We start from the raw sequence: 24,974 nt of genomic DNA on the forward strand, positions 1-24,974 counted from the left end.
TAAAGTTTTTTTACAATCTGCAATCAGTTTTTCAGGAACTTCCCTGTCAGCGCAGCGCGGCGGCAATGTTGCCTCCGTCGACCGTAACAATCGATCCTGTCGTCTTCGTTTCGAGCGCCTGGTGCACAAAGGCCTCGGCAACATCCTCGGCGGTGACCTCGACCTGCAGAAGGTTGCCGGCCATATACTCCCGCTCGCTCAGCCCCCGTGCCTTCGAACGGGTCTTGATCATCTCGTCGGTCAGCAGGCCGGTGCGGATCCTGTCGGCATTGATGCCGTTTGCCCTGATGCCGTCGCGTCCGTGATCGAGCGCATACTGGCGCACCAGAAACATCGTCGCCGCCTTGGGAAGGCCGTAGGGCCCGAAATCCGGACCCGGATTGACCGCCTGTTTGGAAACGTTGAAAAGCAGGACGCCCCCGGTTCCCTGCAGTCTCATGATCCGTACCGCCTCCTGGGCGATGGACTGATGCGAAAAAAAGTTGAGTTCGAAGCTCCGGCGCAGCACCTCGTCCGGAACATCGCCTATCCGGCCCTGCAGGGCGACCCCGACATTCGAAACCACAATATCCAGACCCCCGTAACGGCGACACACATCGTCAAAAGCCCGCCTGACGGCACTCCGGTCGGTAACGTCGCACGCAATCGGAAGCACCCCTCCGCCAAGCTCTTCGGCAGCCCGCCCAAGCGCATCGGGGTTCAGGTCCAGAATCACCAGCTCGGCACCCCGCTGACGGAACGCCCTTGCCGTCGCCAGCCCGATACCGCTTGCCGCACCGGTTACCAGGGCAACCTTGCCGGCAAACACGTCGTGGCGGACCTTCGTCATCTTGGCCTGCTCCATCTCCCAATACTCGATATCGAAAACCTCCTGTTCGGTAATCGACTCGAAGCGTCCTGCCGACTCCGCGTCGAGAATTGCCGATGCCGTGCTTTCGGCAATATCAGCGTTGACCGAAGCCGCACGGGCAGTCCGGCCCAGACCGAACAGACCAAGACCGGGCACAAGCACCACCCTGGGCAGCGGGTCGAGCATGGAAACCTCGATTCCCGCAGCCTCGCGCCGGCGCTGGAAATAAGCCCTGTACTCCGCTTCATACCGCTCCACCGCTTCATGAACCGCCGTTTTGAAAGCGTCGAGATCGGAGGCATCGGGAGCCGGAACGACCAGCGGCCGGTTTTTGGTGCGGATAATGAAATCCGGGGTCATGGCGCCCCTCTGGCTTACATCGGAAAGAGAATCGCTGTTGACATAGGCAAGAATATCGGGTGAAGTACGGAATTCGAGCACGAACTGACGGTAATCGCGGCTTCCGGGCATAATCTCTTCAACGACAGCCCCTCTGATAACCGGCGCGGCATCCTCGAGGGATGCGATCCCGGCGGGAAGCGAAACCGAAGGAAAAACCTTTCTGCCTGCCCGGGCTATGCGCTCTTCAAGACGGTTTGCGCTTTCGATCATGCAATGGTACGCCTCATCCGGAGTATCGGCAAAAGTGACGAGGCCGTGCTTCTGCAGCACAAGGCCCCTGATGGAGGGAGTCGACTCGTAGGCCGCAGCGGCCGAACGGGCGAGCCCGAGACCCGGCTTGATATAGGGCACCATGCCGAACGATTCTCCGAGCACCTCCCGGCAGAGAGCCTGGCCGTCGGGCTGGTTGCTGAGCGTCAGAAGCGCCGTGGAGTGCGTATGGAAAATGAACCGGTGGGGCAGAAACGCGTGAAGCAGGGTTTCGATCGAGGGTGAAAGCGAATGGTTCACCATGTGCTCGGTCAGGTAGAACAGGTTCAGATAGAGGAAGTTTTTGAACCGTTGCGTCGAGAACTGCTGTATATCCTCTTCGCTGCTGCGCCCGCCGGTAGCGTAGAGATGCTGCAGCTTCTGCAGCGGCTCAATCCGTACCGGCATAAAATCGTGCGCATCCACCCCCGCCAGATTGACGCCGCTCCCCTTGATGAAAATGACATTGACCCTGTAGCCGATGATATCGTGCAGCTCGCTTTTGACCGAGGTGTTGCCGCCGCCGTGCATTACCAGCGAACTCTCGCTTCCGAGCAGACGTGAAGCGTACACGAGCTCTGCAAGTTCGACAGGAATATCGTTGGCGCTGCGCTGCCCGTTTACGGAGCGCTGAAGATCGGCATCGTTCCAGAGGTTTTGCATAAGTAACCCTTTATTTTAAACGGAATTCTCACATAATGCAGAACAAGAAAACATGTAATAACAATAATTGCCGTTTACCATCGAACAAGCATGGTAAACGGCAATTGCAACTATGCTGTTATGACCTGTTAAACAGGATATGCAGCTGGAAGTTCATAACCCTGTTCATACAATCTGCGTGCAATCACATCAGCTGTCAGCATAATATACTGGGAACGTCCCATTCGCGTATAACCGGGCCTGTGGTCCGTAGCAAGGGGCAAATCAAAACGATCCTGATACTTGAAATAAAGGTCTGCCAGTTTCTCTGAAGCCTCAACAAGCCAATCGGCGTTTGGCGGAGGCATTCTGAACATATCAGCTCCCGGCACAGGCTGGTAAACCAGCATATTGGGATATACCCCTTTCGACATGCGCTCTTCAACACCCTCCAGCATACAATTCATAGGTTCAAGACCCATGAGTATAAAGCTTGTGGTCCCCCTGCCTGGCCCGAAAATCTCAACTGAGGCATCCTGGGCGGCATGCCAGTATTCAAGGGGATATGTTGCACATTTCCCCGGGCAGATCGCCTTGAAATAGTCCGGATCGGTAACCTCGAGATCAAACTCTGTTGAATTGATACCGGAAGCCTTCCAGCGCTCCATCTCCTTAAAATCATCCGGAGGATACAAATTAGCCGTTATATGCAGTTCATTAAACACTTCCGGACTCAACTGCTCACGCAAGGGCGCCATGACAATCTCAACAAGGTCGACAACCTGCGAACGACGTTCCGGAGCAACAAGACCTCCGATAACAACAAGAGTCCCCCTCCACCCGTTATCGGTTGCTATTTTCACCGCTTCGGCCTGCTCTTTTGCAAGAGCCTCGATTTTCTGGAACGGCATCTTTGCCAGGTCCTGCCCTACAGATACATGCTGGTCGGCAAAGAAAAAGCAGAATCTGCATGACCGACCCGTATTGTTGTTATCGCAACTGTAACTGTAATGAATATTGATAATATCCTGGTTCATTCCTATTACGGCAGCATTAACCGGGCGTCCGTTACTCAAAGTACCGTCGCGCCATGAGAACCACTCCTGCATTCTGCCGCTTGCAAGGTGTTTGCCGCAATCGTAAAATTCGACATCGTCCCCGTTAACCTGAACCTCAAGGCGGGTATACGGTTCCGGGCGAACAAGAGTTGCAAGATCGCTGCCATTGAGCACCATGGCACGAAACGGATTGAACCCTGTTTTCGGCGGCTTGTTGACCGTTACCTTTGCCCCCTCGGAAAGCAGCCTTGCTTTTAAATGCACATCTTCCTTCGTAATAATTCTTTTGGTACTCATGGCTTATTAATGAGTTAGCATTAAAAAAACAAATAATAAAAGGAAACAATCACCAAGCAGAAACTGGCTTCGCCCTCACAAATTTACAGCCTTTCCGGAATGCCGTCGCTTGATGTAAAAACCAAGCATGTAAACAGCAATATATCCTGCTGCCAGCACGGAGACGAAAACAATCCGTTCGACGTTATCAGTAAAATGTCCGGAAACCCAGATCATACAGACAAGAACCAGCCATCCTGAACCTGTGTAGATCATGGCCTTATTCCATAACTCGGTAAAACTTCCTTTCAGCATGAATTTCACATTGATTGTTTGACAAACACCATCAAAAGGGCAAAACAAATTTAAAATACCATTATACCACAGCGTCATGACAAGACATTGCTGTTATGCAGAATCTTTTCATTTCTTTTTTCAAGCAGGATTCTGACAAGATACTGCATTGCATTGGCAATGTAAGTGAAGTAGGCAAGAAACGCCTCCCAGACAAGAACCTCGCGGCTTGCACCAGTAAAAGCCAGAATAAAATACAAAACATGAAAAGCTCCGGCCGTAACGCTGCCGATATCCTCCCAGAGAAACTCCCTGGAAAAAATCCACTTGTCGAAAATTTCCTTCTCGAAATAAGCCCCGGTAAAAAACAGCAACGCAAAAAGGAAAGACTTGAAAAGAATGGCTACATCAACCCAGAAAAAAGCAATGATGCCGGGATTGACGAAATACAGATAAGTCACGCCGACACCGGCAAGAAAAACGACAAACTGAATGGGTGCAAGAATGAGCTGAACATCGGTCCAGACCGTAGCGTTCCTTTGTGCAAGCTGCTCAGGAGTATAACGAGGCATATATCTTCGTGTTAATTGTTACAAAGATAACGACTTAAGGATAGCTCCCCTTTTTATCGATTCTTAAATATAGGAAGATCAACGTTTCGAAAAAAATCTCTTCTTCCGTGGAGGTCAAATAAAACTACCATCCCTGCCTGACCTGCCGCCTCAGCATACTGTTTACGAACTGCAAAGGAGCGAAGAATACCTTTACCTCCTTAAGGGTTCTCCTGAAACTGCGACTCACTGCCGATATTTCTGAAATCCCCGCCCATGAAAAGCTTCAGGTTGGCTACAAAAGGTTTTGTCGCTCACGAAATTTTGATAATTTTTATAGGATAACACTCAGCGTTTCGGCCATGCAGCAGATAAACACGGTACCAACTGATCTATGCATGACCTGTACTTCTTGTCAGAACAGATAATCCGGGAACAGAAAATCATGCCGCTCAAACTGCTTTTTATTGCGCCAAAAGGGAAAAAAGACTCGAAAACCAACCAGAAGCCACTGTTTCACATGGCTATAGGCGTACTTGTAAGTCTTACGCCTGCTGAGCATGCTATCGAAATTGCGGACGAACACTTTGGTGATGCCATCAACTATGACGGAGATTACGATCTGGTAGGTATCACATCAAGAACGATAGACGCTACAAGAGCATATGAAATTGCAGATGAGTTCCGAAAAAAAGGAAAAAAGTAATTCTTGGCGGTCTTCACGTTTCGTTCAATCCCGATGAAGCGCGAAGCCATGCCGACTGCGTTGTTTGCGGCGAAGCCGAAAACCTCTGGGCTACCGTACTGGAAGATGCCGCGTCAGGTCGGTTGAAGCCGACATACGATGCAAAGGACTTCCCGCAGGTCACAAAAATAGTGCCCCTTGATTATGAAAGGATTGCACAGGCATCAAAACGAGAAAAAGTTGACGGAACCAAGTCCATCCCCATCTATATCACCCGCGGATGCCCTTATGAGTGCTCATTCTGCGTCACACCGAATTTTACCGGAAAACTCTACCGTTACCAGAATCCTGATGATCTCATCAGGCAGATTGAAACAGCCAAAAAGGTTTTTTTCAAGGCAAAAGGAAAATCATCAAAGCCATGGTTCATGCTTTGCGATGAAAATCTCGGCATCAACAAGAAGAAGCTATGGGAGAACCTTTCCTTGCTCAAAAAGTGCAATATCAACTACAGCGTTTTCTTCAGCATGAATTTTCTTGAAGACAAAGAAACAGTAAGAAGACTTGTTGATTCCGGATGCAATATGGTGCTCGTCGGGTTCGAATCAATCAAACAAAGCACACTGGAAGCCTATAACAAAGGGCATGTCAACTCCGCGGAAAAATTTGCAAGCGTGATCGAAGAGTGCAGAAAGGCCGGGTTGAACATTCAGGGAAATTTCCTGGTCAATCCTGCACTTGACACCTTTGAGGACATGGATGACCTCGTCGAGTTTGTCGGTAAAAACCACGTATTCATGCCTATCTTCCAGATCATTACCCCTTACCCTGGAACAAAAATGTATTGGGAGTACAAAGAAAAGGGTCTGATAACCGATGAGGACTGGGAGAAATACAACGCCATCAACCTTGTCATTCGTTCTGAACACTACGATCCCGTAGCATTTCAGCACAAATTCATGACCAGCTATTACAAAACATATTCCTGGGGAAAAATCGCCAACAGGGTCAGACGCAACCCCTACAAAATGCTGAACCTCATAACCAGTCTTGCATTCAAAAAAAATCTGAAAGAGCAGCTTGAAACCTTTGAGCTAAACAATAACATCAGAACACCATAAGTAACGAACATGCACGAAACCGTAAACTACACAACACTTTTCGCTCCGGTAGCCTTTTACCTTTCCGGGGTAGTTATTGTTACACTCCTCAACCTGTTTATCGGAAAAAAACCTGACCGCACGAAATAACGAACGGTAAGGCGACCTGACTGAACGATCAATAACGACGACTCGGTGGCGGCGACTTACTTTTCGCCCATTTCATCACGGGCAGTTTCCAGCATTTCCACAGTAATTTCCTTGTAACCTTTTTTCATTGCATACTCTTCAGCCATAGACCTGATCTTCTCCTGCAAAAATCCCGGGACAGCTTCAAGCAAATCCTGAGCTTCATCACTCCATATCACGGATCTTTTTCTTGAAACAACGCTCCGTTCATACTGTTCGAGAAGATCATCTACAAAGGACTCGATGGCATTACCGTCTGATGACTCGACGGGATTAAAAATTTTCTCGACAAGGATTCTGTTAGTCAGAAGGTGTATTTTCAACTGCGGCAGGTAAAAAACCGCCGCCATCGATTCTGGGGTCCCACATGTCAGAAAAAGTGCGACTCTCTTCTTTTTAAGATGTTTTTTCAGGTTCCCCTGTAAAAAAGCGCCCAAAAGCTGTGGCGATACAACAAAATTATACACCGGGGCACCCAGGATAACAATATCAAACTCCTTGACAAAACTGTAATCCGCAGTAGCTATGCACTTCGCTTTTTCAACATAAAGACCGGATTCGGCAAGGAGCTGACCGATGGAATCAATCAACACTTCAGTTGAACCCCCTTGGGTTTTACTGTCGTACAAGATAACGGCTTTCATTATTTCCGGATTAAGATACGATTTTAAGTAAATAAAAAGTATTTTTTACCTATAAAAGGAGTGATGCTCCCGTAAATCAAATAAAACCAGCATAAAAGAATAACCTGCTGATACCTGGCGACTGTGCCTGAGTATCTTTTTCCATTTGTTCAGCAGCAGAAAATGTATTAAATTATAAAAAATAAAAAATCCCGTAAAAGAGGGTTAAACTGTTTCAGTTATATAACTTCTCAATAAACCTAAATCATAACCCACTATGTCAAACGGAACAAGCAACGATTTGTCTGGAGCTATCACCAATCTGATGGATACGCTCGGCAAACTTGGCCAGCAGCAGGTTGAAATGCTCAACAGCGGCATCAAAACCGCATCCCAAATGATTGAGCCACTTGGCAAAACATCTACCGATCTTGCCGGTAACGTGCTGAACACAGTCAATCAGGTACTGCAGAGCGTCTCTTCAGCTCTTGCTCCGAAAAAGTAAGCACCTTTTCTTTTCTGAAGCACCTTATACCTCAAGGGATAAGGTGCTTTTTTTTTGTCTTGCTGCAGGGTGCGCCTGTTCAGGTATCCGGTTTTTGCCGACCCTTGCCGGCACAAGACATTCTTATACGCTCCAGAATGAATACCGAGCACCATATACGGGGCTTTTACAGCCCGGAAGATCGAAATCAGCTTCATATCACCCCGATACAGGGCGATGCCTCCACCCGGCGCTATTACCGGGTCTCGGGTCCGAAAGGCAGCGCAATCGCCTGCTGCGACCCCCTGCTTCGCGAAACGAACCCTGACGACTACCCGTTCCTGATTGTGTACGACCTCCTGCGCCGCAATGACCTGCCGGTTCCTGAAGTCATTGCCGTCAATGCCGGAGAGGGCCTTCTGCTGATCGAGGACTGCGGAACGGTGCAGCTGCAGGACCTCGTCGCCATGGAGAGAGAGTGCCTCGCCGCGGAGATATACCGGGAGGTGATCGATACGCTTGCCGGAATTCAGTCCATAACCGGCGATCCCCGTCGGCTGCCATTCAGGCTCAGCTTCGACAGGGAAAAACTGATGTTTGAATTCGATTTTTTCATCGAACACGCCCTGTTCGGTTATTTCGGGGCGGATTTCGACAGCAGCAAAGCCGGAGAGCTTCGCTGCGAGTTCGAATCCATAACTGAAATCCTCGTCCAGCCGGAGCATTTCGTACTCAATCATCGCGACTTTCACAGCCGCAACATCATGGTCCGTAACGGAATGCCCGTTATCATAGATTTTCAGGATGCACGCATGGGGCTGCCGCAGTACGATGCCGTCTCGCTCATCCGCGACTCCTATGTCGTACTCGAACAGTCCCTTGCCGACGAACTGAAAACCCGTCATTTCCGGACGCTTCAGGAGCGCAATGCCGTGACGATGAGCCTCGACGAGTATCTCCACCTTTTCGACCTGATGGCGTTCCAGCGCAATGTCAAGGCGCTCGGCACATTCTGTTATCAGACGGCGGTTCTCGGAAAAACACAGTATGAAGCATCCATCGCGCCGACACTTGCCTATCTTTCGGACTATATCGCATCCCGCAGGGAGCTGAAAAATGCGGGCACGCTCCTGCTGCCGCTTATTGAAAAAACAGGCACCCCATGAAAGCGTTTGTCCTTGCCGCCGGCTTCGGCACTCGCCTGAGGCCGTTTACCGAACATATCCCGAAGCCGCTTATACCCGTTCTCAACGTGCCGTCTCTCTTTTATGCTTTCGCGCTGCTCAAGGAGTCGGGCGTCAGAGAAATCGTCTGCAATATTCACCATCATGCCGCTGAAATCCGCAAAGCCGCGGATGCTTTCGATTTCGGGGAATTGCGCATCACCTTTTCGGAAGAAACGACGATACTCGGCACGGGCGGCGGACTAAAGCGGTGCGAACCGCTGCTGAAGGACGGCGACTTTCTGCTCGTCAACAGCGACATCATCACCGACATCGATTTCCGGGCGCTCATCGATAAACACCGCAGTTCGGAGAAAGCAGGAACGCTCTGCCTGTATGAAACTCCCGGGGCCGCATCAATCGGCATGGTTGGCATAGAGGGCGAGCTCGTCAGGGACTTCGCCGGCCGACGGGGAACCGGCCTCGAGTCCTCATTCATCTACACTGGAAGCGCCGTCTTCAGCCCCGAAATCTTCCGCCATCTCGAGACCGGGTTTTCCGGTATCGTCGAGACAGGATTCTATGGTCTTGTCGACCGGAACACGCTCGGATACCACCTGCACAGAGGTCTCTGGCAGGACATCGGCACCCTCGAGAGCTATCTTCGGGCGAACCTCGACACCCCGCCCGTTGCGGACCGCCTCGGCGCCATCGTAGAACAAGCGATAGGCATTCGGCCGAACCGGATTGCTCCAGACGCCCGGATCGCATCCGGCGCAACCATCACCCATTCCGTCATCGGAAGCGGCTGCGTTATCGGCACAGGGTGCCGGATCCACCGCTCCGTCCTTTTGCCGGGCACGGTGGTGCAGGCAGGCACCCTCATGGAGGATGCAGTTGCCGACCAGTACGGAACAACCCCCGTCAGCTTCAAACCTGCCACCCCGAAACCCATCATGGAAAAGAATCAATGATCCTGACAGGACTTGACAGGCTCCTATCGGAGCCTGAGGCAATAAGCGGACGATCCATTGGACTGCTCGTCAACCAGACGTCCCTCACCCGGAAGGGTGAGTACTCCTGGAATGCTCTCAAAAAACGCGGCATCGTCGTAAAGAGGATCTTCTCACCCGAACACGGATTGTTCGCCATCGAGCAGGACCAGGTAGCGGTTGGCTTCGAGCCGGAAACCGGATGCGAAACAGTAAGTCTCTACGGCAGCACCGCTGACTCACTGGTCCCGAAAACAGAGCTCCTCCGGGACCTCGATCTCATAATTTTCGACATTCAGGACGTCGGCGCCCGCTACTACACCTACGTCAACACCCTCGGGCTCCTGATGGAGGCGGTCTCCGGCATGGGAATCGAGATCATGGTACTGGACCGCCCGAACCCCCTCGGAGGGACAGCTGTCGAGGGACCCATGCTCGATCCTGCCTTCCGCTCATTCGTCGGCGTTTTCCCCGTTCCGGTCCGCCACGGCCTGACGCCGGGAGAACTCGCCCACATCTACCGCGACTACCGGAAGCTCGACCTGGAACTCAGCGTGGTCCCTATGGAGGGATGGAGGCGCGACATGCTCTTCGGTGATACCGGTCTGCAATGGGTCCCCCCGTCCCCGAACATGCCGACCGTCCAGACCGCCGCCGTCTATCCAGGCATGTGCCTCTTCGAGGGCCTCAGCGTGTCGGAAGGCCGTGGGACGACTACCCCGTTCGAACTCTCCGGCGCGCCGTTCGTCCATCCCGAAACGCTTGCAGAAGAATGCCGCTCCTATAACCTTCCGGGAATCGTGTTCCGTCCGACCTGGTTCCGGCCGGGGTTCCACAAGTTTGCAGGGGAAGCGGTGGGCGGGATCGCCCTGCAGGTGAGCGACCCCCGGAGCTTCCGTCCCTTCGCCACCGGCGTGGCCATGAGCGCAGCGCTCCACCGGCTTTACCCCGGTGAGGTCCGCTTCCTCCGTGGTGTATACGAGTTCAACGACACCATTCCCGCCTTTGATCTCCTTGCGGGCAATGCTTCGGTGCGCACAGCCATTGAAGAAGGCTGCTCCGTTGAGGCCGTCATCGACTCATGGAGGACCGACGAAGCAGCCTTTACCGCCGAAAAGCAGGCGTTCCACATTTACGGCCACTGACCTTTCATGCCGACACGACAAGTTTCCTCCAATGCAGCCCCTTGACATCTCGATCGTCGTCATCTTCCTTCTCGGCAACACCATCTTCGGGCTCTGGCAGGGACGGAGCAACCGGAGCACCGGAGACTACTTCCTCGGTAGCCACCGCCTCCCGTGGGTGGTGGCAATGCTCTCCATCGTCGCCACGGAAACCTCGGTACTTACCTTCGTCAGCGTGCCGGGCCTGGCATATCGAGGCGACTGGTCGTTCCTTCAGCTTCCGCTCGGCTACATCGCAGGAAGGATCCTTGTCAGCTCCCTGCTCCTGCCGATGTATTTCCGTGAAGGTGTCACATCCATCTATGAGAGCATCGGCACCCGCTACGGTCGCGGAATGCAGCGCCTCGCCTCCGTGGTATTTCTCGTGACCCGTATCCTCGGCGACGGTGTGCGATTTCTTGCTACCGCGGTGGTTGTAGAGGTTGTGACCGGCTGGAGCATGCCGCTCTCGGTCCTGATCATAGGTGCCGTCACCCTCATCTACACCATTTCGGGTGGGCTGAAGGCGGTCGCCTGGCTCGACAGTTTCCAGTTCGCCCTCTACCTTCTCGGCGGCATCATCACCATCGTCTTCATCGGCTTTCACATCGACGGAGGCATCCCCGCGGCGCTCCAGACGCTTGCCGGTGACGGAAAGCTCCAGCTGTTCAACTTCGACCGGAACATCCTTCTCGACCCGATGGCGTTCGGCGGCGCATTCATCGGAGGCATGTTCCTCTCACTCGCATCGCACGGAGTCGACCACATGATGGTGCAGCGCGTGCTTGCATGCAGCAGTCTCGGAGCAGCCCGAAAAGCTCTCATCGGCAGCGGCTTTTTTGTCCTCCTCCAGTTCGCAATCTTCCTTCTGGCCGGCTCGCTCATGTTCGTTTTCACGGGCGGTGCCCCACGGGAGCAGGACCGGGAGTTCGCAACGTTCATCGTCCAGAGCCTCCCCTCGGGCCTCAAGGGACTCCTTCTAGCCGGCATCCTCTCGGCAGCCATGTCAACCATTGCATCCTCCATCAACTCTCTGGCCTCATCAACCGTCACCGACCTCATGGGCGGAAAGGCCTCGCTCCGGACATCGCGCATCATAAGCCTCGGATGGGCAGGTGTGCTCATCGCCATCGCTCTCGCCTTCAATGAGGGGGACAAGGCGATTATCATGGTCGGGCTGAAAATCGCATCCTACACCTACGGAGGCCTGCTCGGGCTCTTTATCCTCTCAACCGGCCGATGCAGCTTCCACCCATCAAGCCTTGCCGCAGGCCTCGTTGCCGGCATGGGCACCGTCTTCGCCCTTGACGCGGCAGGGCTCGCCTGGACCTGGTACATCCTGCTCTCAGCCGCCATCAACATCCTCGTCGTCCACGCAGCCGACACCTTCCGCCGTGAGAGCTCCGGCGCCGGGGAAAACACCACCCGGAAGTAAGCCGAACTCCGCTTTCTTTTGAGTGGGTGGATTGCTACATTGATGAGACAACCCCCATACGCACAGGCATGGAACATGCGCACGAACAACTGATCAAAGAGAACGAGCGCCTGCGGCAGGAACTCGCGCTGCTGCGGGCAAAGACCTGTGAGGGAAACGTCTGCCAGACGCTTGAAATGGCGGCCGAAGCCAGCCGAACAGGAACCTGGGACTGGAACATCGCCACGGGAGAGCTGAGGGTTAACGGGCGATGGGCGGAGATGATCGGATTCAGCCTTCCGGAGCTCGGTCATTTCACCTTCGACGCCTGGCGCGAACGCTGCCACCCCAATGACCTTGAGCAGTCGGAACTGGTGCTCCGCGAGTACTTCGAGGGCAAACGCGATCTCTATGAGGTGGAACTCCGCATGCTCCACCGCGACGGCCACTGGGTATGGGTCGTGGCGCGCGGAAAAGTGTTCGAACGTAACCGGGAGGGCAAGCCAATCCGGATGGTCGGATCACACCACGACGTTACCGAACGGAAAGCCGCCGAAGAAGCCCTCACCCGAAACCTCGGATTCGAGCGCCTGATTACCGCCCTGTCGAACCGGTTCATCAGCCTCGGCTTTGAGGAAATTGACGGCATGATCATGAGCATCCTCCAGCTCATCGGTGAGTTTGTCGGCGCAGACAGAAGTTATGTCTTTCAGTTCAGCGACGACCTGCAGCTCATTGACAACACCCACGAGTGGTGTGCCGAAGGCACTGAACCGCAGATTGACGCGCTGAAGGGACTGCCAACCGACATCTTCCCCTGGTGGATGGAGCGCGTCAACCGGAATGAATCCATCCTGCTGCCCCGGATCGAAGAGCTGCCCATTGAGGCCGCTGCCGAACGCGACATCCTCGAAGCCCAGGACATAAAGTCCCTGATCGTCATTCCCCTCACCTCGGGGTCAATCCCGTTCGGCTACATCGGCTTCGACGCCGTACACCACGAAATGGAGTGGCAGCCGGACACCGTCGCCATCCTCAAGTTTGCCGGCGGCATCATCGCCAACGCCCTCCAGCGCCAGCGGGCCGAGCAGTGCATCCAGGCCGAACTGGACCTGGCAATCAAACTCAATACATCAGCCTCGTTTCAGGAAACCCTCGCATTCTGCCTCGATGCCGCCATGTCGGTCTCAGGCATGGACTGCGGCGGCGTCTATCTGGTCAACAACGAAAAAAAAACCATCACACTTGCCTACCATGAAGGACTCTCGGACGCGTTCGTCCGTGAAGCCGCCAATTACCCCTTCGATTCCCAAAACGCCCGGATTATCCGGGAGGGAAAGCCGATCTACCACCAGTTCAACCGGCTTTTGAAGCCGGAAAAAAAAGAGATCGATGCCGAAAACCTTCAGGCCATCGCCATTATCCCCATCATGTACAAGGGAGAGGTGATCGGCAACCTCAACGTGGCATCGCACACCATCAGCCAGGTTCCCGAGTTTGCGCGCAAGGCGCTGGAAACGGTTACCGCCCATATCGGTTCAGCCATCATGCAGGCCCGGCACGAAGAAGAGATCGCTACATCAAAAACCAATTTCGAGGTCCTATTCGACACTATCGACGACTTTCTCTTCATCGTTGACATGGATGGTCTGGTCATCCATACCAACCGGACGGTCCGCAAGCGACTCGGCTATACTGCCGATGAGCTGCAGGGCTGCCATGTACTCCACTTCCATCCCGAGGAACAGTGGAAGCAGGCCGAAGCAAACATTACTGCGATGCTCACGGGAACCGGGGAGGCCTGCCTCGTCCCGCTGAAAACCAAAAGCGGTGAGCTCATTCCGGTCGAGACCCGGGTAACGCCAGGCACATGGAACAGCCGACCGGTGCTCTTCGGCACCAGCCGCGACATGTCCGAACGGGTACGGGCAGAAGAGGCCCTCATGGAACGCGAACGGCGCTTCCGGGAGTTGACGGAGTTCCTGCCCCTGCCCCTCTTTGAGATCAACCTGCAGGGCATGGTGACATACAGCAACAACAAAGCGACAGAGGTGTTCGGATACGCTAAGGAAGAGTTTGCAGACAACTTCCCTGTTGCCCGCTTCACACTGCCTGAAGAACGAGACCGGGCGTTGCTGAACATGAGCCAGATGCTGGCGGGACAGCGGCCGGCAAACAGCACCGAATACGGTGCGATAAAAAAAGACGGGAGCCGGATCCCGATGCTCCTCTACAGCTCGCCGATCGCCGAGGACGGCGTAATCAGGGGGATACGAGGCATCGCCATCGACCTCACCGACCTGAAAAAGGCCGAGGAGGCGTTGCGCAACATCGCCATTCAGCAACGTCTGGTCAGCGAGTTCCAGACCCTCATTGACAATATCCCTGGTGCGGTATACCGCATCAACCGGGAGGGAAAAACCGCTATCCTCTCGATGGTTGACGACTTCCAGAGCGACTTTTCAAAAGAACAGTTTGAGGCCGAGCTTTTCAACGAGCCATCAATCATCCACCCCGACGACCGCGAAGCCGTCCTCAGCTCAAACCGCAGCATCGGAGAGTCAGCGGCATCGGCTACCCTCACCTACAGAATCATCGCCTCCAGCGGTGCCGTGCGCTGGATCGAAGACCGCCGCACGCCGGCATTCGCGGAGGATGGCGCTTTCACCGGCATCGACGGCATCCTGTTCGACATCACCGAACGGGTAAGGATACAGGAAGACAAGCGGGATCTCGAGTCAAGGCTCCGCAACACCCAGCGCCTTGAAACCATCGGCACCCTGGCCGGTGGCATTGCCCACGACTTCAACAACATCCTCACTCCCGTGCTCGGTTATGCGGAGATGGGGGCGCTGGAGGTTCCCGAAGAAAACCCCCTCTACGACTATTTCAGGGAGATCGTCCAGGCTGCCGAGCGGGCAAAGAACCTGGTGGCACAAATCCTGACATTCAGCAGGGCACAGGAAAGCGAACCGGCCGCGGTCAAAGTGCAATCCATCATCACCGAAGCCCTCAAACTTCTCCGGCCATCCATCCCCGCGACCATCACCATACGGAAGGATATCGCCCAGAAGTGCGGAAACGTCCTGGCCGACCCATCCCAGATCCACCAGGTAATCATCAACCTCTGTACCAACGCCTTCCAGGCGATGGAAGGCTCGGGCGGCACACTCACATTGGAGCTCAGCGAGATTCCGCCCGGGAGCGGACGGCTGAAAATGTTTCCCCGGATGGAACAGTCCCGGTGCATCCACCTCTCAATCTCCGACACCGGGCCCGGCATGGACGAAGCCACAATGGAGCGCATTTTCGAACCCTTCTTCACCACGAAATCCGTCAATAAGGGCACCGGGCTCGGCCTGTCGGTCGTCCATGGCATCATCACGAGTTACAACGGCGAAATCACCGTTGAAAGCCAGCCGGGTAGCGGAGCCCCTTTTCACGTCTATCTGCCGGTCATCAACGAAGAGATCCACGAGGAGCCGATGCAGGAACCCATGTCGGGCGGAAGCGGGCGCATCCTTTTCGTCGACGACGAAATGGCGACCGTACAGCTGATGCAGGAAATGATCCCAAAGCTCGGCTTCAGCATCGCATGCTTCAACTCGCCCCACAACGCTCTCGAGGCATACCGGAATGGTCCGGACCTGTTCGACCTGCTGTTGACCGACCTGACCATGCCGGAGATGACCGGCATCGAACTGGCTCGAAACGTCCATCAGCTCAATCCGGCACTCCCGGTCATCCTCCTTACGGGTTACGGCAAGGACATCGAACTCACCTCGCCGCTCAACCGATACGGCATCACGAAATTCCTAAAGAAACCGGTTCAGCGAAGCGAACTCGGTGCAGCAATCAATGAAGTCATTTCAGCAAACAAGCCACAACGAGCATGAACATACTGGTCATTGACGACGATGCCGCCGTCAGAAAATTCATATGCACGACCCTTCTGCGGGAACACCACACCGTGCTTGAGGCTGACAACGGCAAAACGGGCCTCCAGATGCTGGCCCAGCACCCGGAGGTCGAGCTGATGGTCACCGATCTCATCATGCCGGAAAAGGAGGGGATTGAAACCATCATGGAGGCCCGCCAGAGCCATCCCGACCTAAAAATCGTAGCCATGTCCGGCGGCGGAAAGGTCGGCCCTGAAAACTATCTGGTCCTGGCCGACGCCCTCGGCGCCAATGTCACCCTGAAAAAGCCCTTCAGTGCACAGGAACTGCTTCTCAGCCTGAAGTTCATGGCCTAGGGCCAAAGAGAAGGGGCTGCGGGGAAAAGGTTTTGACGTTAGCCGATATTTTTACGATATTGCAGAAAAGCGACCCTACCCATCATAAGGGTAGGAAATACCAACCATTTCAGAGGAAACAACAACGATGAACGGCAGCACAGGCGCATTCGTACAGGGAGCAGAAGCTTACGGAAGGCTTCTTGAGGTCTTCATCGACGGGCACTGGTGGGTGGTCGGAGACGCCCTTGAAAACATCGGAAAAACCACCAAGCGCCTTGGAGCCAACGCCTACCCCTATCTTTACGGTGGGAGCGGAGCGGGTATGGGCCTGAGGGGTTCATCGCCGGAAGCCTCCGGGTACGCCCGGCCGGATAAGGACGTTGTAAGCAGATTCAACGACTGAAGCCAGCTTTAGAGCCTAACGGCAGGAAACACCGCGGGACCCGATCAGGGTCCCGTTTCTTTTTGTGCCATAGGCAACGGCCATTGCGTCCCATATGCATCCATCCGTATACCTCAGTCAGGACAGGTTGTCGTAACAGTATTCAAGGCTGTCCTGCGCATGCTCTTCTCCACTCACCACTTCGAAGGTCCGGTTCCGGGCCTTCTCCAGCCATAACGAGAGTACGAGAAGTTCAGCCACGTCAGAGCGGTTCGTCCAGCCCGACCACATGTGGTCACCCTGTCCCACCACCATCGTGTGCTGAAGCGGCTCCCCGTCTTTAAGCCCGCCTGGCCGCACGATGGTGTAGCTCCTGCCATTCTGGGAAAAGATCTTTCGGATGTGTTCCTCGGCCGCAAACTTCATGGACAGCACCCCACCGAACAGGTTGAGAGGATGGTACCAGCGGGTTACGGCAAGCGAGCTCACCAGCCCGAAATGTTTGACGCCAGCAGCCAGAGCTGCCTCAGCCAGCCTAATGACCCCATCCCTGTCCACCGAAGAAGGCGAGGAATCACCCGTCAGGGAACTGGATCCTACCGCAGAAATCACACCCGTGCAACCAGCAACGGCCTTGTCGAGTGCAGCGCGGTCCTGCAGAGTACCAACAGCAATCTCCACATCGGCATCAAAACCCGATGCTCGGTCCCGTGAACGGACAAGCGCACGTACAGGAATATTGTAATGCCGAAGCCGCTTCACAACCCAATTCCCGGTACGGCCGCTTGCTCCCGCAACAAGCACCCTGCCACTGAAAAGATCCCTGCTATCCATGGTGTTCCCTTGGTTTATAATTACAGATGTTCTACCGTTACTAACATGGGAGTCTCAGCCAAAAGTTTCGTACGGCGCCCTGAATTCATTACTTTTCCTTCATACAGCATCAACCCAGACCAAGCCGTCATGAAGCCTCAGCTCCTGCACAGGATCCTCGCTCTCGCCCTTGTCCTCACCCTCTGGCCAAAGGGCGCACCTGCGTTTGACCGCGATGCCCTCCAGATGCTGAAAGGAAGCGTCGCGGGGTGGAACAGCATGCGCGACGCCACTCACGGCTCCACCATCGACCTCTACAAAGCAGATCTTGAGGATGCCGAGCTTTCCGGGGCGAACCTCGGCCGCACGGTCCTCATCCGTTCCGACCTCAGCGGCGCAAATCTCAACGGAGCGAATCTCCGGGAAGCGAATCTCGCCATGGCCTTCATCAGGAAAGCCGACATGAAGGGGGCGGACCTCACGGGAGCCTGGCTTGTGAAGGCAAACCTGAAAAGCTCATTCATGAACGGCTCCAGCTTCAGGGGAGCGAACCTCCTCGGGGCCAACCTTCGCTGGAGTTCGCTGAGAAAAGCCGACATGACGGGCGCCAACCTGTCAAACACCGTGCTCTTTGAAGCCAATCTTGCCGGAGCGGACCTCAGCGGAGCGAACCTCTCGGGCGCGACGTTCCTGCCGAACGCGAACCTAGACGGAGCGATACTGTCCGCAAGCACCATCCTGCCCTCCGGCGCCCGTGCGGATACAGGCTGGTGCAGCCGAAACCGCGCCCGTTTCGTCAACGGGACTCCGGGGACAACGCCATCCTGGTCCGAAAAACCTGCCGTTGAATACCTCCCCCCTGCAGTACACAAAGCAGGAACAGCCCGAGAAGGAGTACCCATGCCGGCCGTCGCTGCCGAAAAGCAGCAGGAACTCCTCTTTGAGGACGTGGAGGCATGGAACCGGATGCGCAGGGACAATCCCGCAATGAAGGTCGAGCTGAAAAAGGAAAAACTCGAAAGCAGCTCGCTGGAGGGTGCTGACTTCCGTCAGGCCGATCTCGGAGACAGCCGTTTCAGCGGATCCACCCTCGATAATGCCGACATGAGGGGTGCGAACCTCAGGAACGCGGACATGAAAAAAGCCGACCTGAAATCAGCAAATCTCGGCGGGGCATGCCTTGAGGGTGCGAACCTTGATCGGGCTTTTTTGAAGGATGCGGACCTCAGTGGAGCAAACCTCCGGGGGACCATGCTCTACGGAGCGACCCTCAGCGGCGCAAACCTCGCCGGCGCAGACCTCAGCGGCGCATCACTCTTTGATGCCGACCTCCGGGGTGCAAACCTCGTAGGAGCCAATATTGAAGGAGCCAATGTCATGGACGCAGATTTCACCGATGCAGTTTTTTCCAGTACGACAACGCTGCCGTCGGGGAAAAAGGCGACGAAAAGCTGGGCCGCCATGCAGCGCGCACGGTTCCAGATACACAAGTAACAGAGACGGAGCTCACGATGGCAAATATCCTTGTCGCCAGTTACTACAGCAGATGGGACATACACACCCATACGGGAAGAATCGCCCTGTACGATTCAAGCTGCCAGCTGATAGAGAACCATGCATTCACCGACCCTGCTGAATTTCAGGTCGTCGTCAGCATGCTGCGCAATGAAAAGCCCCTGTGGTATGAAACCGAAGCGCATCACCTCCGGGCCGGAAACGAACCGGCAGGTGAGGCCGAGGACTGAGCCGCCCTTACTTCTTGATAGAGAGCACAGGAAAGCGCTTCCTGTATACGAGATGGTGGAAAAGACGCGTCCGGGAGATGTTCGGATCGCTTGCAGGCAGGCGGTGGGTCTTGCCGGTACGGGTCACGACGTCAATGGTACCATCGCTGTTGACGCCGGTCACCGTCCAGAACTTGTCAACCACGTAATGGTACTCTTCTCCGCGCGCCAGAGGATATACCTGACGAGCACGTGGACCGGGGCTGTAAGAGCTTTTTGCTTTGTGGTAGACAATGGTGTCACCAACCCTGAAACTGATCATCTCGACCTCCTTCCCGGCATCTTCGGCCGGCAGTTTGAAACTTATTTTGTTGGTAAAACCTGTAAGGTAATAAAAAGACGCCACACGGCAAAACCGCCTGTTTTGCGGGGCGCCTGACCAGGGTCGGAAACAACAAACAAGAAAGGGGGAAACCTCAGGAGAAGCTGAGAGGAACTCAGCAACTTTTACGCAGGATCATCGCATACTCGTTCATGTCGGACATCGGACGGTTTTTCACGTAGAGACTCCACTCCACATCCACGTATGCCCCGTCTCCGGTCAGGAACTTGGAATTGAAGGTGAAAATGCCGTCGTCAGGACTGTCCTCCCTGAGTGCGCTTTCGACATCGGGGTAGTCTTCCGGATGAATGATGCTGTCGAGACGCGCATCATGGAGCGCATTTTTCTCATAGGCAAGAAACTTCTCGATGGATCCCGTCAGCTCCACGATGCGGGCGGCATGGTCGAGCACCGCATAGGCCTCAATGACCGGCTTGTACATCCCTCCGTAACGCCCGATATGCATCCGGACCTGACGAAGCAGCCCTTCGATGTACATACGGTAACGGGAAAGCAGGAGTGCGTTGCCGAGCGGATCGGAAGAGGATGCAGGCGAATGACCGCTGAGCAGCCACTCAATGTCCGCACCATCGCGCTCCAGACGGGCCAGCATTTTCTTGCCTGGAAGACAGCGGCCTTTCAGGTAGGGGGTCATCTGGGCAGGATACTTGATGCCCGCCACTTTGCAGAACGCATTGACTGAGCCGTGCTTCTTCAGAATATACTCCCTCAGGCGCTGACTGAAGCCGTTGCGCGAAGAGAGAGGATGCGATATGCTGCTGGGGGTCATGAAGTCACCTTGGGCCTGAAGGGCCGGTTTTCATTCAATGGTTGAACTACCCTTAAATATAACACTTTTATCCACCATGCAAGATTATAGTCAAACCGCCTATATCTGCACCTGGACACCGATTTCGATAACCTGACCTGACGGGAGGTCGTAGTATGCTGTCGCACTCAGCGCATTGCGGGCCATAAGTGCAAAGAGTTTCTTGCGTGAAGGGAACATCTTGGTCTTCTCTCCGGCAACAATCTTTTCGCGACTCAGGAAAAAGCTGATACCCTCCGGCTTGAAATTCAAGCCCTGCTGGTTCGCCAGAGCCAGCACCTGACCAATATTGGGATATTCAAGGAATCCGTAGCGGGCGATCACGCGGGTGAAACCATCTCCCAGCCGGTTGACCTCGATCTTGCGGCTGTTCGGAACCCTCGGGACCCGTTCAGTGCTGAAATGGAACAGCGCCACCTCGGAATGCAGCACCTTGTTATGGCGGAGGTTGTGCAGAAGCGCAATAGGAACCACGTCCGGGTTCGCCGTGAGGTAAACCACCTGCCCCGGAACCCTTTGCGGCTGCTGCAGAGCCAGACTCTGCATGAACTCGTCGACGGTGAGGGTGCGATCCTTGAGCTGGCGCATAAGGAGCTTCCGGCCCTGCTTCCAGGTGTTCATGATGGCAAACATGACGAAGGCTACCACAAGCGGCACCCATGCGCCGTGGAACAGCTTGCTCATGCTGGCGCCGAAAAAGGAGAGGTCCACGGCGGCGAAAAAGGTGATCATCACGTTGAGGGCCGCAGGGTTCCATTTCCAAAGGTCGCGGGCTATGTAGTAGAAAAGTATGGTGGAAATAAGCATCGTTGCCGTAACAGCCACACCATAAGCGGCGGCCAGCTTGCTTGATGAACCAAACCAGGCAACGATACCGATGGTTCCAACCATCAGCGACCAGTTGGCCGCAGGTACGTATATCTGGCCCATGTGACGCGCCGAAGTGTGCGTCACCGTAAGACGTGGTAGATAACCGAGCTGTATGGCCTGCTGGGTGAGGGAAAAAACGCCGGTGATCAATGCCTGCGAAGCGATGATGGTGGCCGAGGTTGCAAGGAGCACCATCGGAATCATGGCCCAGGAAGGCACCAGACCGTAAAACGGGTGGTGAGCCTCGCCGGGAGAAGAAAGAAGAAGTGCACCCTGCCCGAAATAGTTGAGCAAGAGCGCCGGCAGAACCAGAAGAAACCATGTGAGACGGATCGGGCGTCGGCCGAAATGACCCATGTCGGCGTAGAGAGCCTCGGCACCGGTCACAGACAGAAACACCGCGCCGAGCACCGTGAACCCTTTGAGGTTGTTGCCAAGCAGGAAAGAGATCCCGTGCCAGGGAAGCATAGCCTCGAGAACCTGCGGGTACTTGATGATCTCGATAATGCCGAGGATGGCGATTGCCATAAACCATACAAGAATGATCGGGCCGAACAGTGCGCCAACACGGGCCGTTCCATTATGCTGGAACAAAAAGAGTCCCGCAAGCACCAGCATGGTAAGCGGGATGACCATATCATGGAAGGCAGGCGCGATTATCTGGAGACCCTCGATGGCACTGAGCACCGAAATGGCGGGAGTGATCATCCCGTCACCGTAGAGCAGCGATGCGCCGAAGAGCCCGATGGCAACAAGCAGCCAGCGCTCATAGCCACGGTTTCGGCTGTGGGTGATGATCAAGGCTGTAAGAGCGAGGATGCCTCCTTCACCATCGTTGTCGGCCCGCATGATGAAGGTCAGGTACTTTAGCCCGACGATGAGGACCAGCGCCCAGAACAGGAGCGAAAGAACCCCAAGCACGTTGCCGGGCGAAGCCGAGATGCCGTATTCGCCGTGAAAACACTCCCGGACGGCATACAGTGGGCTCGTTCCGATGTCGCCGAAGACCACACCAAGGGCGGCAAGCGAGAGCCCCGCAAGCCGTTTCATACCGGACTGGGCGTGATCAGTCTTCACCGAACTACGTCTATCAGGATCGTCAGTCTTGGATGCTATGCTCATTCGTGAAAATAGAAGTGGGGGGGGCTACCGCAACCCAATGGTCTATACTGCGGAAGCGGTCGTCGATCGACACCCGGCGATGAACCGGTAAACTCCTAAAGATGCCCGCCATCAGGGAACGACGCAACGCAGGATGGCCGACGCTGCAGAAGAGCGAGACAAATGAAGCGAAGCTAGCTGTCAGCATACGGTAACATTCAATGCAATGCATATCTGTGCAGGTGTCAATATAGGGAATAGTTGCCAAACCAAACAATGCCCGCCACCAACAAGGAACCCTGACAGCCCGCAAACAGCAATGAATAATATTCACAATAAAGAATCAAAATACGCACATTTCAAGGAAATTGCTTTTAAAAACAAAGCGGAAAATCAAAAGGCAAAGAGTCGGCGCCGCAACCGCAAAGCCGCATCAAATCGCCAGAACCGCCTATAAATACAGGGGATTGCGCTGAATTTGGACATATGGGTAGGCCCGTCGTATATTAATCATACGATCACGAATGAATATTGGCCTGATTTTTATTCATAATTATAGCATACCGACACGCATGCTGCAGGCTGAACGCGAACAATAAATGAACACTCTATGGGCACGAGAAAGCTCTTTTTCCCCACAATTCTGATTCTGCTGGCAATTACCACAGTAACATCCTGCCAGAGCTCCATCCAGATTTCCAATCAATCCCTCCGCACCGAAAGCACCGAAAGCGGCTCAGCGCCGGAGTTCGAAGCCGTTGCGGAACATACTGCCGTCGACAGCAACTGCGGACTCCTCCTCGTCACTGAAGGGGTAGCATCATTCTATGCCGACCGCTTTCATGGGCGAGTGACGGCAAATGGCGAAAGATTCAACATGGACGCCCTGACCGCAGCACACCGCACCCTGCCCTTCGGCACCTGGGTCCGGGTCACCAACATGGAAAACGGCAAAGAGGTCATGGTCCGCATCAACGACCGCGGCCCCTATATCAATGGGAGAATCATCGACCTTTCGCGCGGAGCTGCCCGTGAGATCGGGCTCATAAAACCGGGCACAGGCGCAGTGAAGCTCGAAGCATTCGAAACCAATCCTGAAGCCGCATTCAACGGCTGACAACCCCCCGCATAATGACAATGGGGAAGGTGAGGATGTAATTGCCTATATTAAAAAAAGTGAAGGCGCACCTCAATCCAGCCAACCCTCATGGCACCAAAGGAACTGCTCAAGAGACTCGCGGCCGTAGCACTCCTCGTCACGGCAAGCCCCGTTGCCCAGGCTGAGCCGGAACCTGTTGCCGACATCCCGATTTCAGGGTTGCCGCCCGCCGTCTCCTTAATTGATGAAGGAAGCGCATCCTATTATGCCCTGCGATTCCACGGAAGGAGAACCGCAAGCGGAGAAAAACATGACGGTGAGGACCTCACAGCTGCGCACCGCACACTCCCCTTCGGCACCAACGTGAGGGTCACCAACCTCCGCAACGGCAAACAGGTGGTCGTTCGCATCAACGACCGGGGCCCGTTCCGCAAAGGACGGATCATCGACGTTTCGCCTGCAGCTGCAAGAGAGATCGGACTCATCAGAAGCGGAACGACCAAGGTGCGAATCGAAGCCCTCGACTGAGACTCATTTCGGCCGCTCATCCATAACCCTTTTGTAATAGGATCCGCTGGTATAGAGTGCAGCAGCGGGATTGTGGCCGAGCACCCGGTCTTTTACGATTAGGGTCGTGGCCGGCGCCTCGGAATGCCTGCAGAACAGAGCATCGTGTCCCACGCAGAGACCTACCACCACATTAAGATCCGACTTCCACTCATTCAGCATCCGGGCCTGAAGGAGTGGATTGCAGGCCCCCTCAAAACTGCCGGGCCTGATTTTCAGTTCCTCTTCAATCCCAATGTCAGCCTTGTCCACCGACCCCGCCTTGCAGAGCGCCGCCCTGTACTCAAAACCGTTCGCCTTCAGGATTCTGCCGAACAGTCGCGTCTCCCCGATGAGCCCTACGCAGGTGGCTATGCCGACCTTACGGGCCCCGATGCGCCGAGCAAACTCCACAATCTCCTCCACACGGGTCAGCTTCCCGTAGAACAGTCCCTCGACTTCAGCTGCAGCGCGGGCCAAACGGGCATCGGAACCCTCTCCCCCATACTCCGCAACAGCACGCCTCAGGGTCGCCTCATCGAGCGCCTCGCCCGGACAGAAAGGAGGGAACTCACCCTCACGCCGGTAACAGTTGATGGTTCCACACTCCAGACACCCCGGTTCATGCCGGGCGTCGCTCTCAGATGAAGACATAACGTTTTTTCCGATTACAATGAATTTAATGTACCTTATTGCATGAAAAATCCCTCCCCATCGTCAAACACCTGAACCCCGCCGGCCATTAGATGCCTGCCGCAGGCGCCAGAGAGAGCAAACCATTCATCCCTCAATGTAACAATGACACGCAAAATCGATAACGAAGGACTTTCATTCACGTCGAGCAGAATCAAAAAAA

Annotated in this window: 22 protein-coding genes and 1 pseudogene; 13 read left to right on the forward strand and 10 right to left on the reverse strand. The window is 54.8% G+C overall.

Annotation, left to right across the window (positions count from 1 at the left end; translation table 11 throughout):
* Positions 1 to 46 precede the first annotated feature (46 nt).
* The 4 genes from A3K90_RS03810 to bchF all read right to left on the reverse strand — a co-directional run bounded on the left by A3K90_RS03810 (position 47) and on the right by bchF (position 4,343).
* Positions 47 to 2,164 carry a bifunctional aldolase/short-chain dehydrogenase gene (locus A3K90_RS03810; RefSeq protein WP_292002483.1) on the reverse strand — a complete coding sequence of 706 codons (2,118 nt, stop codon included), beginning with the start codon at positions 2,162 to 2,164 and terminating at the stop codon, positions 47 to 49.
* Between the two features lie 128 nt (positions 2,165 to 2,292).
* Positions 2,293 to 3,498 carry a 7-methyl bacteriochlorophyllide c oxygenase gene (gene bciD / locus A3K90_RS03815; protein WP_292002484.1) on the reverse strand — a complete coding sequence of 402 codons (1,206 nt, stop codon included), beginning with the start codon at positions 3,496 to 3,498 and terminating at the stop codon, positions 2,293 to 2,295.
* A gap of 75 nt (positions 3,499 to 3,573) precedes the next feature.
* Positions 3,574 to 3,870 (reverse strand): hypothetical protein, encoded by a 297-nt coding sequence (locus A3K90_RS03820; protein ID WP_292002485.1) that lies wholly within the window; start codon positions 3,868 to 3,870, stop codon positions 3,574 to 3,576.
* Positions 3,867 to 4,343 carry a 2-vinyl bacteriochlorophyllide hydratase gene (gene bchF / locus A3K90_RS03825; RefSeq protein ID WP_076792383.1) on the reverse strand — a complete coding sequence of 159 codons (477 nt, stop codon included), beginning with the start codon at positions 4,341 to 4,343 and terminating at the stop codon, positions 3,867 to 3,869. The genes A3K90_RS03820 and bchF overlap by 4 nt, the downstream gene beginning before the upstream one ends.
* 424 nt (positions 4,344 to 4,767) lie before the next feature.
* Here bchF and A3K90_RS03830 point away from each other — a divergent pair.
* Positions 4,768 to 6,128, forward strand: a pseudogene (locus A3K90_RS03830) (radical SAM protein).
* Positions 6,129 to 6,313: 185 nt separating this feature from the next.
* Here A3K90_RS03830 and A3K90_RS03835 read toward each other — a convergent pair.
* Positions 6,314 to 6,940 (reverse strand): flavodoxin domain-containing protein, encoded by a 627-nt coding sequence (locus A3K90_RS03835; RefSeq protein ID WP_292002486.1) that lies wholly within the window; start codon positions 6,938 to 6,940, stop codon positions 6,314 to 6,316.
* Between the two features lie 256 nt (positions 6,941 to 7,196).
* Here A3K90_RS03835 and A3K90_RS03840 point away from each other — a divergent pair, with 256 nt between their 5' ends.
* The 8 genes from A3K90_RS03840 to A3K90_RS03875 all read left to right on the forward strand — a co-directional run bounded on the left by A3K90_RS03840 (position 7,197) and on the right by A3K90_RS03875 (position 16,775).
* A complete protein-coding gene (locus tag A3K90_RS03840) occupies positions 7,197 to 7,424 on the forward strand; it encodes a chlorosome envelope protein B (RefSeq protein ID WP_292002487.1) in 228 nt (75 codons plus the stop codon).
* A gap of 137 nt (positions 7,425 to 7,561) precedes the next feature.
* Positions 7,562 to 8,569, forward strand: coding sequence for an aminoglycoside phosphotransferase family protein (locus A3K90_RS03845; protein ID WP_292002488.1), 1,008 nt, complete (start codon positions 7,562 to 7,564; stop codon positions 8,567 to 8,569).
* Positions 8,566 to 9,540 carry a nucleotidyltransferase family protein gene (locus tag A3K90_RS03850; RefSeq protein ID WP_303681249.1) on the forward strand — a complete coding sequence of 325 codons (975 nt, stop codon included), beginning with the start codon at positions 8,566 to 8,568 and terminating at the stop codon, positions 9,538 to 9,540. The genes A3K90_RS03845 and A3K90_RS03850 overlap by 4 nt, the downstream gene beginning before the upstream one ends.
* On the forward strand, positions 9,537 to 10,703 hold the full coding sequence (locus tag A3K90_RS03855) for a DUF1343 domain-containing protein (RefSeq protein WP_303681250.1): 1,167 nt from the start codon (positions 9,537 to 9,539) through the stop codon (positions 10,701 to 10,703). Before A3K90_RS03850 ends, A3K90_RS03855 begins: the two co-directional genes overlap by 4 nt.
* Positions 10,704 to 10,734: 31 nt before the next feature.
* Positions 10,735 to 12,156, forward strand: coding sequence for a sodium:solute symporter (locus A3K90_RS03860; RefSeq protein WP_303681251.1), 1,422 nt, complete (start codon positions 10,735 to 10,737; stop codon positions 12,154 to 12,156).
* A 68-nt stretch (positions 12,157 to 12,224) separates the two neighbouring features.
* On the forward strand, positions 12,225 to 16,031 hold the full coding sequence (locus A3K90_RS03865) for a PAS domain S-box protein (RefSeq protein ID WP_303681252.1): 3,807 nt from the start codon (positions 12,225 to 12,227) through the stop codon (positions 16,029 to 16,031).
* Positions 16,028 to 16,390 (forward strand): response regulator, encoded by a 363-nt coding sequence (locus A3K90_RS03870; protein WP_303681254.1) that lies wholly within the window; start codon positions 16,028 to 16,030, stop codon positions 16,388 to 16,390. The genes A3K90_RS03865 and A3K90_RS03870 overlap by 4 nt, the downstream gene beginning before the upstream one ends.
* A 127-nt stretch (positions 16,391 to 16,517) precedes the next feature.
* Positions 16,518 to 16,775, forward strand: a complete 258-nt coding sequence (locus A3K90_RS03875; RefSeq protein ID WP_303681255.1) for a bacteriochlorophyll c-binding family protein — start codon at positions 16,518 to 16,520, stop codon at positions 16,773 to 16,775.
* A 117-nt stretch (positions 16,776 to 16,892) separates the two neighbouring features.
* Here A3K90_RS03875 and A3K90_RS03880 read toward each other — a convergent pair whose 3' ends face one another.
* On the reverse strand, positions 16,893 to 17,588 hold the full coding sequence (locus A3K90_RS03880) for an SDR family oxidoreductase (protein ID WP_303681256.1): 696 nt from the start codon (positions 17,586 to 17,588) through the stop codon (positions 16,893 to 16,895).
* Between the two features lie 129 nt (positions 17,589 to 17,717).
* Between A3K90_RS03880 and A3K90_RS03885 the strand changes: the two genes are divergently transcribed.
* Both A3K90_RS03885 and A3K90_RS03890 read left to right on the forward strand, forming a co-directional pair.
* Positions 17,718 to 19,061, forward strand: a complete 1,344-nt coding sequence (locus tag A3K90_RS03885; protein ID WP_303681257.1) for a pentapeptide repeat-containing protein — start codon at positions 17,718 to 17,720, stop codon at positions 19,059 to 19,061.
* 17 nt (positions 19,062 to 19,078) lie between these two features.
* Positions 19,079 to 19,312 (forward strand): hypothetical protein, encoded by a 234-nt coding sequence (locus A3K90_RS03890; RefSeq protein ID WP_303681258.1) that lies wholly within the window; start codon positions 19,079 to 19,081, stop codon positions 19,310 to 19,312.
* A gap of 7 nt (positions 19,313 to 19,319) precedes the next feature.
* On the opposite strand, the gene A3K90_RS03895 is transcribed toward A3K90_RS03890, so the two are convergent.
* The 3 genes from A3K90_RS03895 to A3K90_RS03905 form a co-directional block, all read right to left on the reverse strand.
* On the reverse strand, positions 19,320 to 19,613 hold the full coding sequence (locus A3K90_RS03895; RefSeq protein ID WP_303681259.1) for a hypothetical protein: 294 nt from the start codon (positions 19,611 to 19,613) through the stop codon (positions 19,320 to 19,322).
* 175 nt (positions 19,614 to 19,788) lie between these two features.
* A complete protein-coding gene (locus A3K90_RS03900; RefSeq protein WP_303681260.1) occupies positions 19,789 to 20,463 on the reverse strand; it encodes a PAS domain-containing protein in 675 nt (224 codons plus the stop codon).
* 99 nt (positions 20,464 to 20,562) lie between these two features.
* Positions 20,563 to 22,422 carry a potassium transporter Kup gene (locus tag A3K90_RS03905; protein ID WP_303681267.1) on the reverse strand — a complete coding sequence of 620 codons (1,860 nt, stop codon included), beginning with the start codon at positions 22,420 to 22,422 and terminating at the stop codon, positions 20,563 to 20,565.
* Between the two features lie 661 nt (positions 22,423 to 23,083).
* Here A3K90_RS03905 and A3K90_RS03910 point away from each other — a divergent pair.
* Positions 23,084 to 23,590: a septal ring lytic transglycosylase RlpA family protein gene (locus tag A3K90_RS03910; RefSeq protein ID WP_303681261.1), complete on the forward strand. Its 507-nt coding sequence runs from the start codon at positions 23,084 to 23,086 to the stop codon at positions 23,588 to 23,590.
* 90 nt (positions 23,591 to 23,680) lie between these two features.
* Positions 23,681 to 24,100: a septal ring lytic transglycosylase RlpA family protein gene (locus tag A3K90_RS03915; RefSeq protein ID WP_303681262.1), complete on the forward strand. Its 420-nt coding sequence runs from the start codon at positions 23,681 to 23,683 to the stop codon at positions 24,098 to 24,100.
* A 3-nt stretch (positions 24,101 to 24,103) separates the two neighbouring features.
* Here A3K90_RS03915 and A3K90_RS03920 read toward each other — a convergent pair whose 3' ends face one another.
* Positions 24,104 to 24,772: a DUF1847 domain-containing protein gene (locus A3K90_RS03920; protein ID WP_303681263.1), complete on the reverse strand. Its 669-nt coding sequence runs from the start codon at positions 24,770 to 24,772 to the stop codon at positions 24,104 to 24,106.
* Positions 24,773 to 24,974: the final 202 nt, after the last annotated feature.

The sequence above is a fragment of the Pelodictyon luteolum genome, from assembly GCF_001622165.1.
In the GTDB taxonomy this organism is placed as follows: domain Bacteria; phylum Bacteroidota; class Chlorobiia; order Chlorobiales; family Chlorobiaceae; genus Chlorobium; species Chlorobium luteolum_B.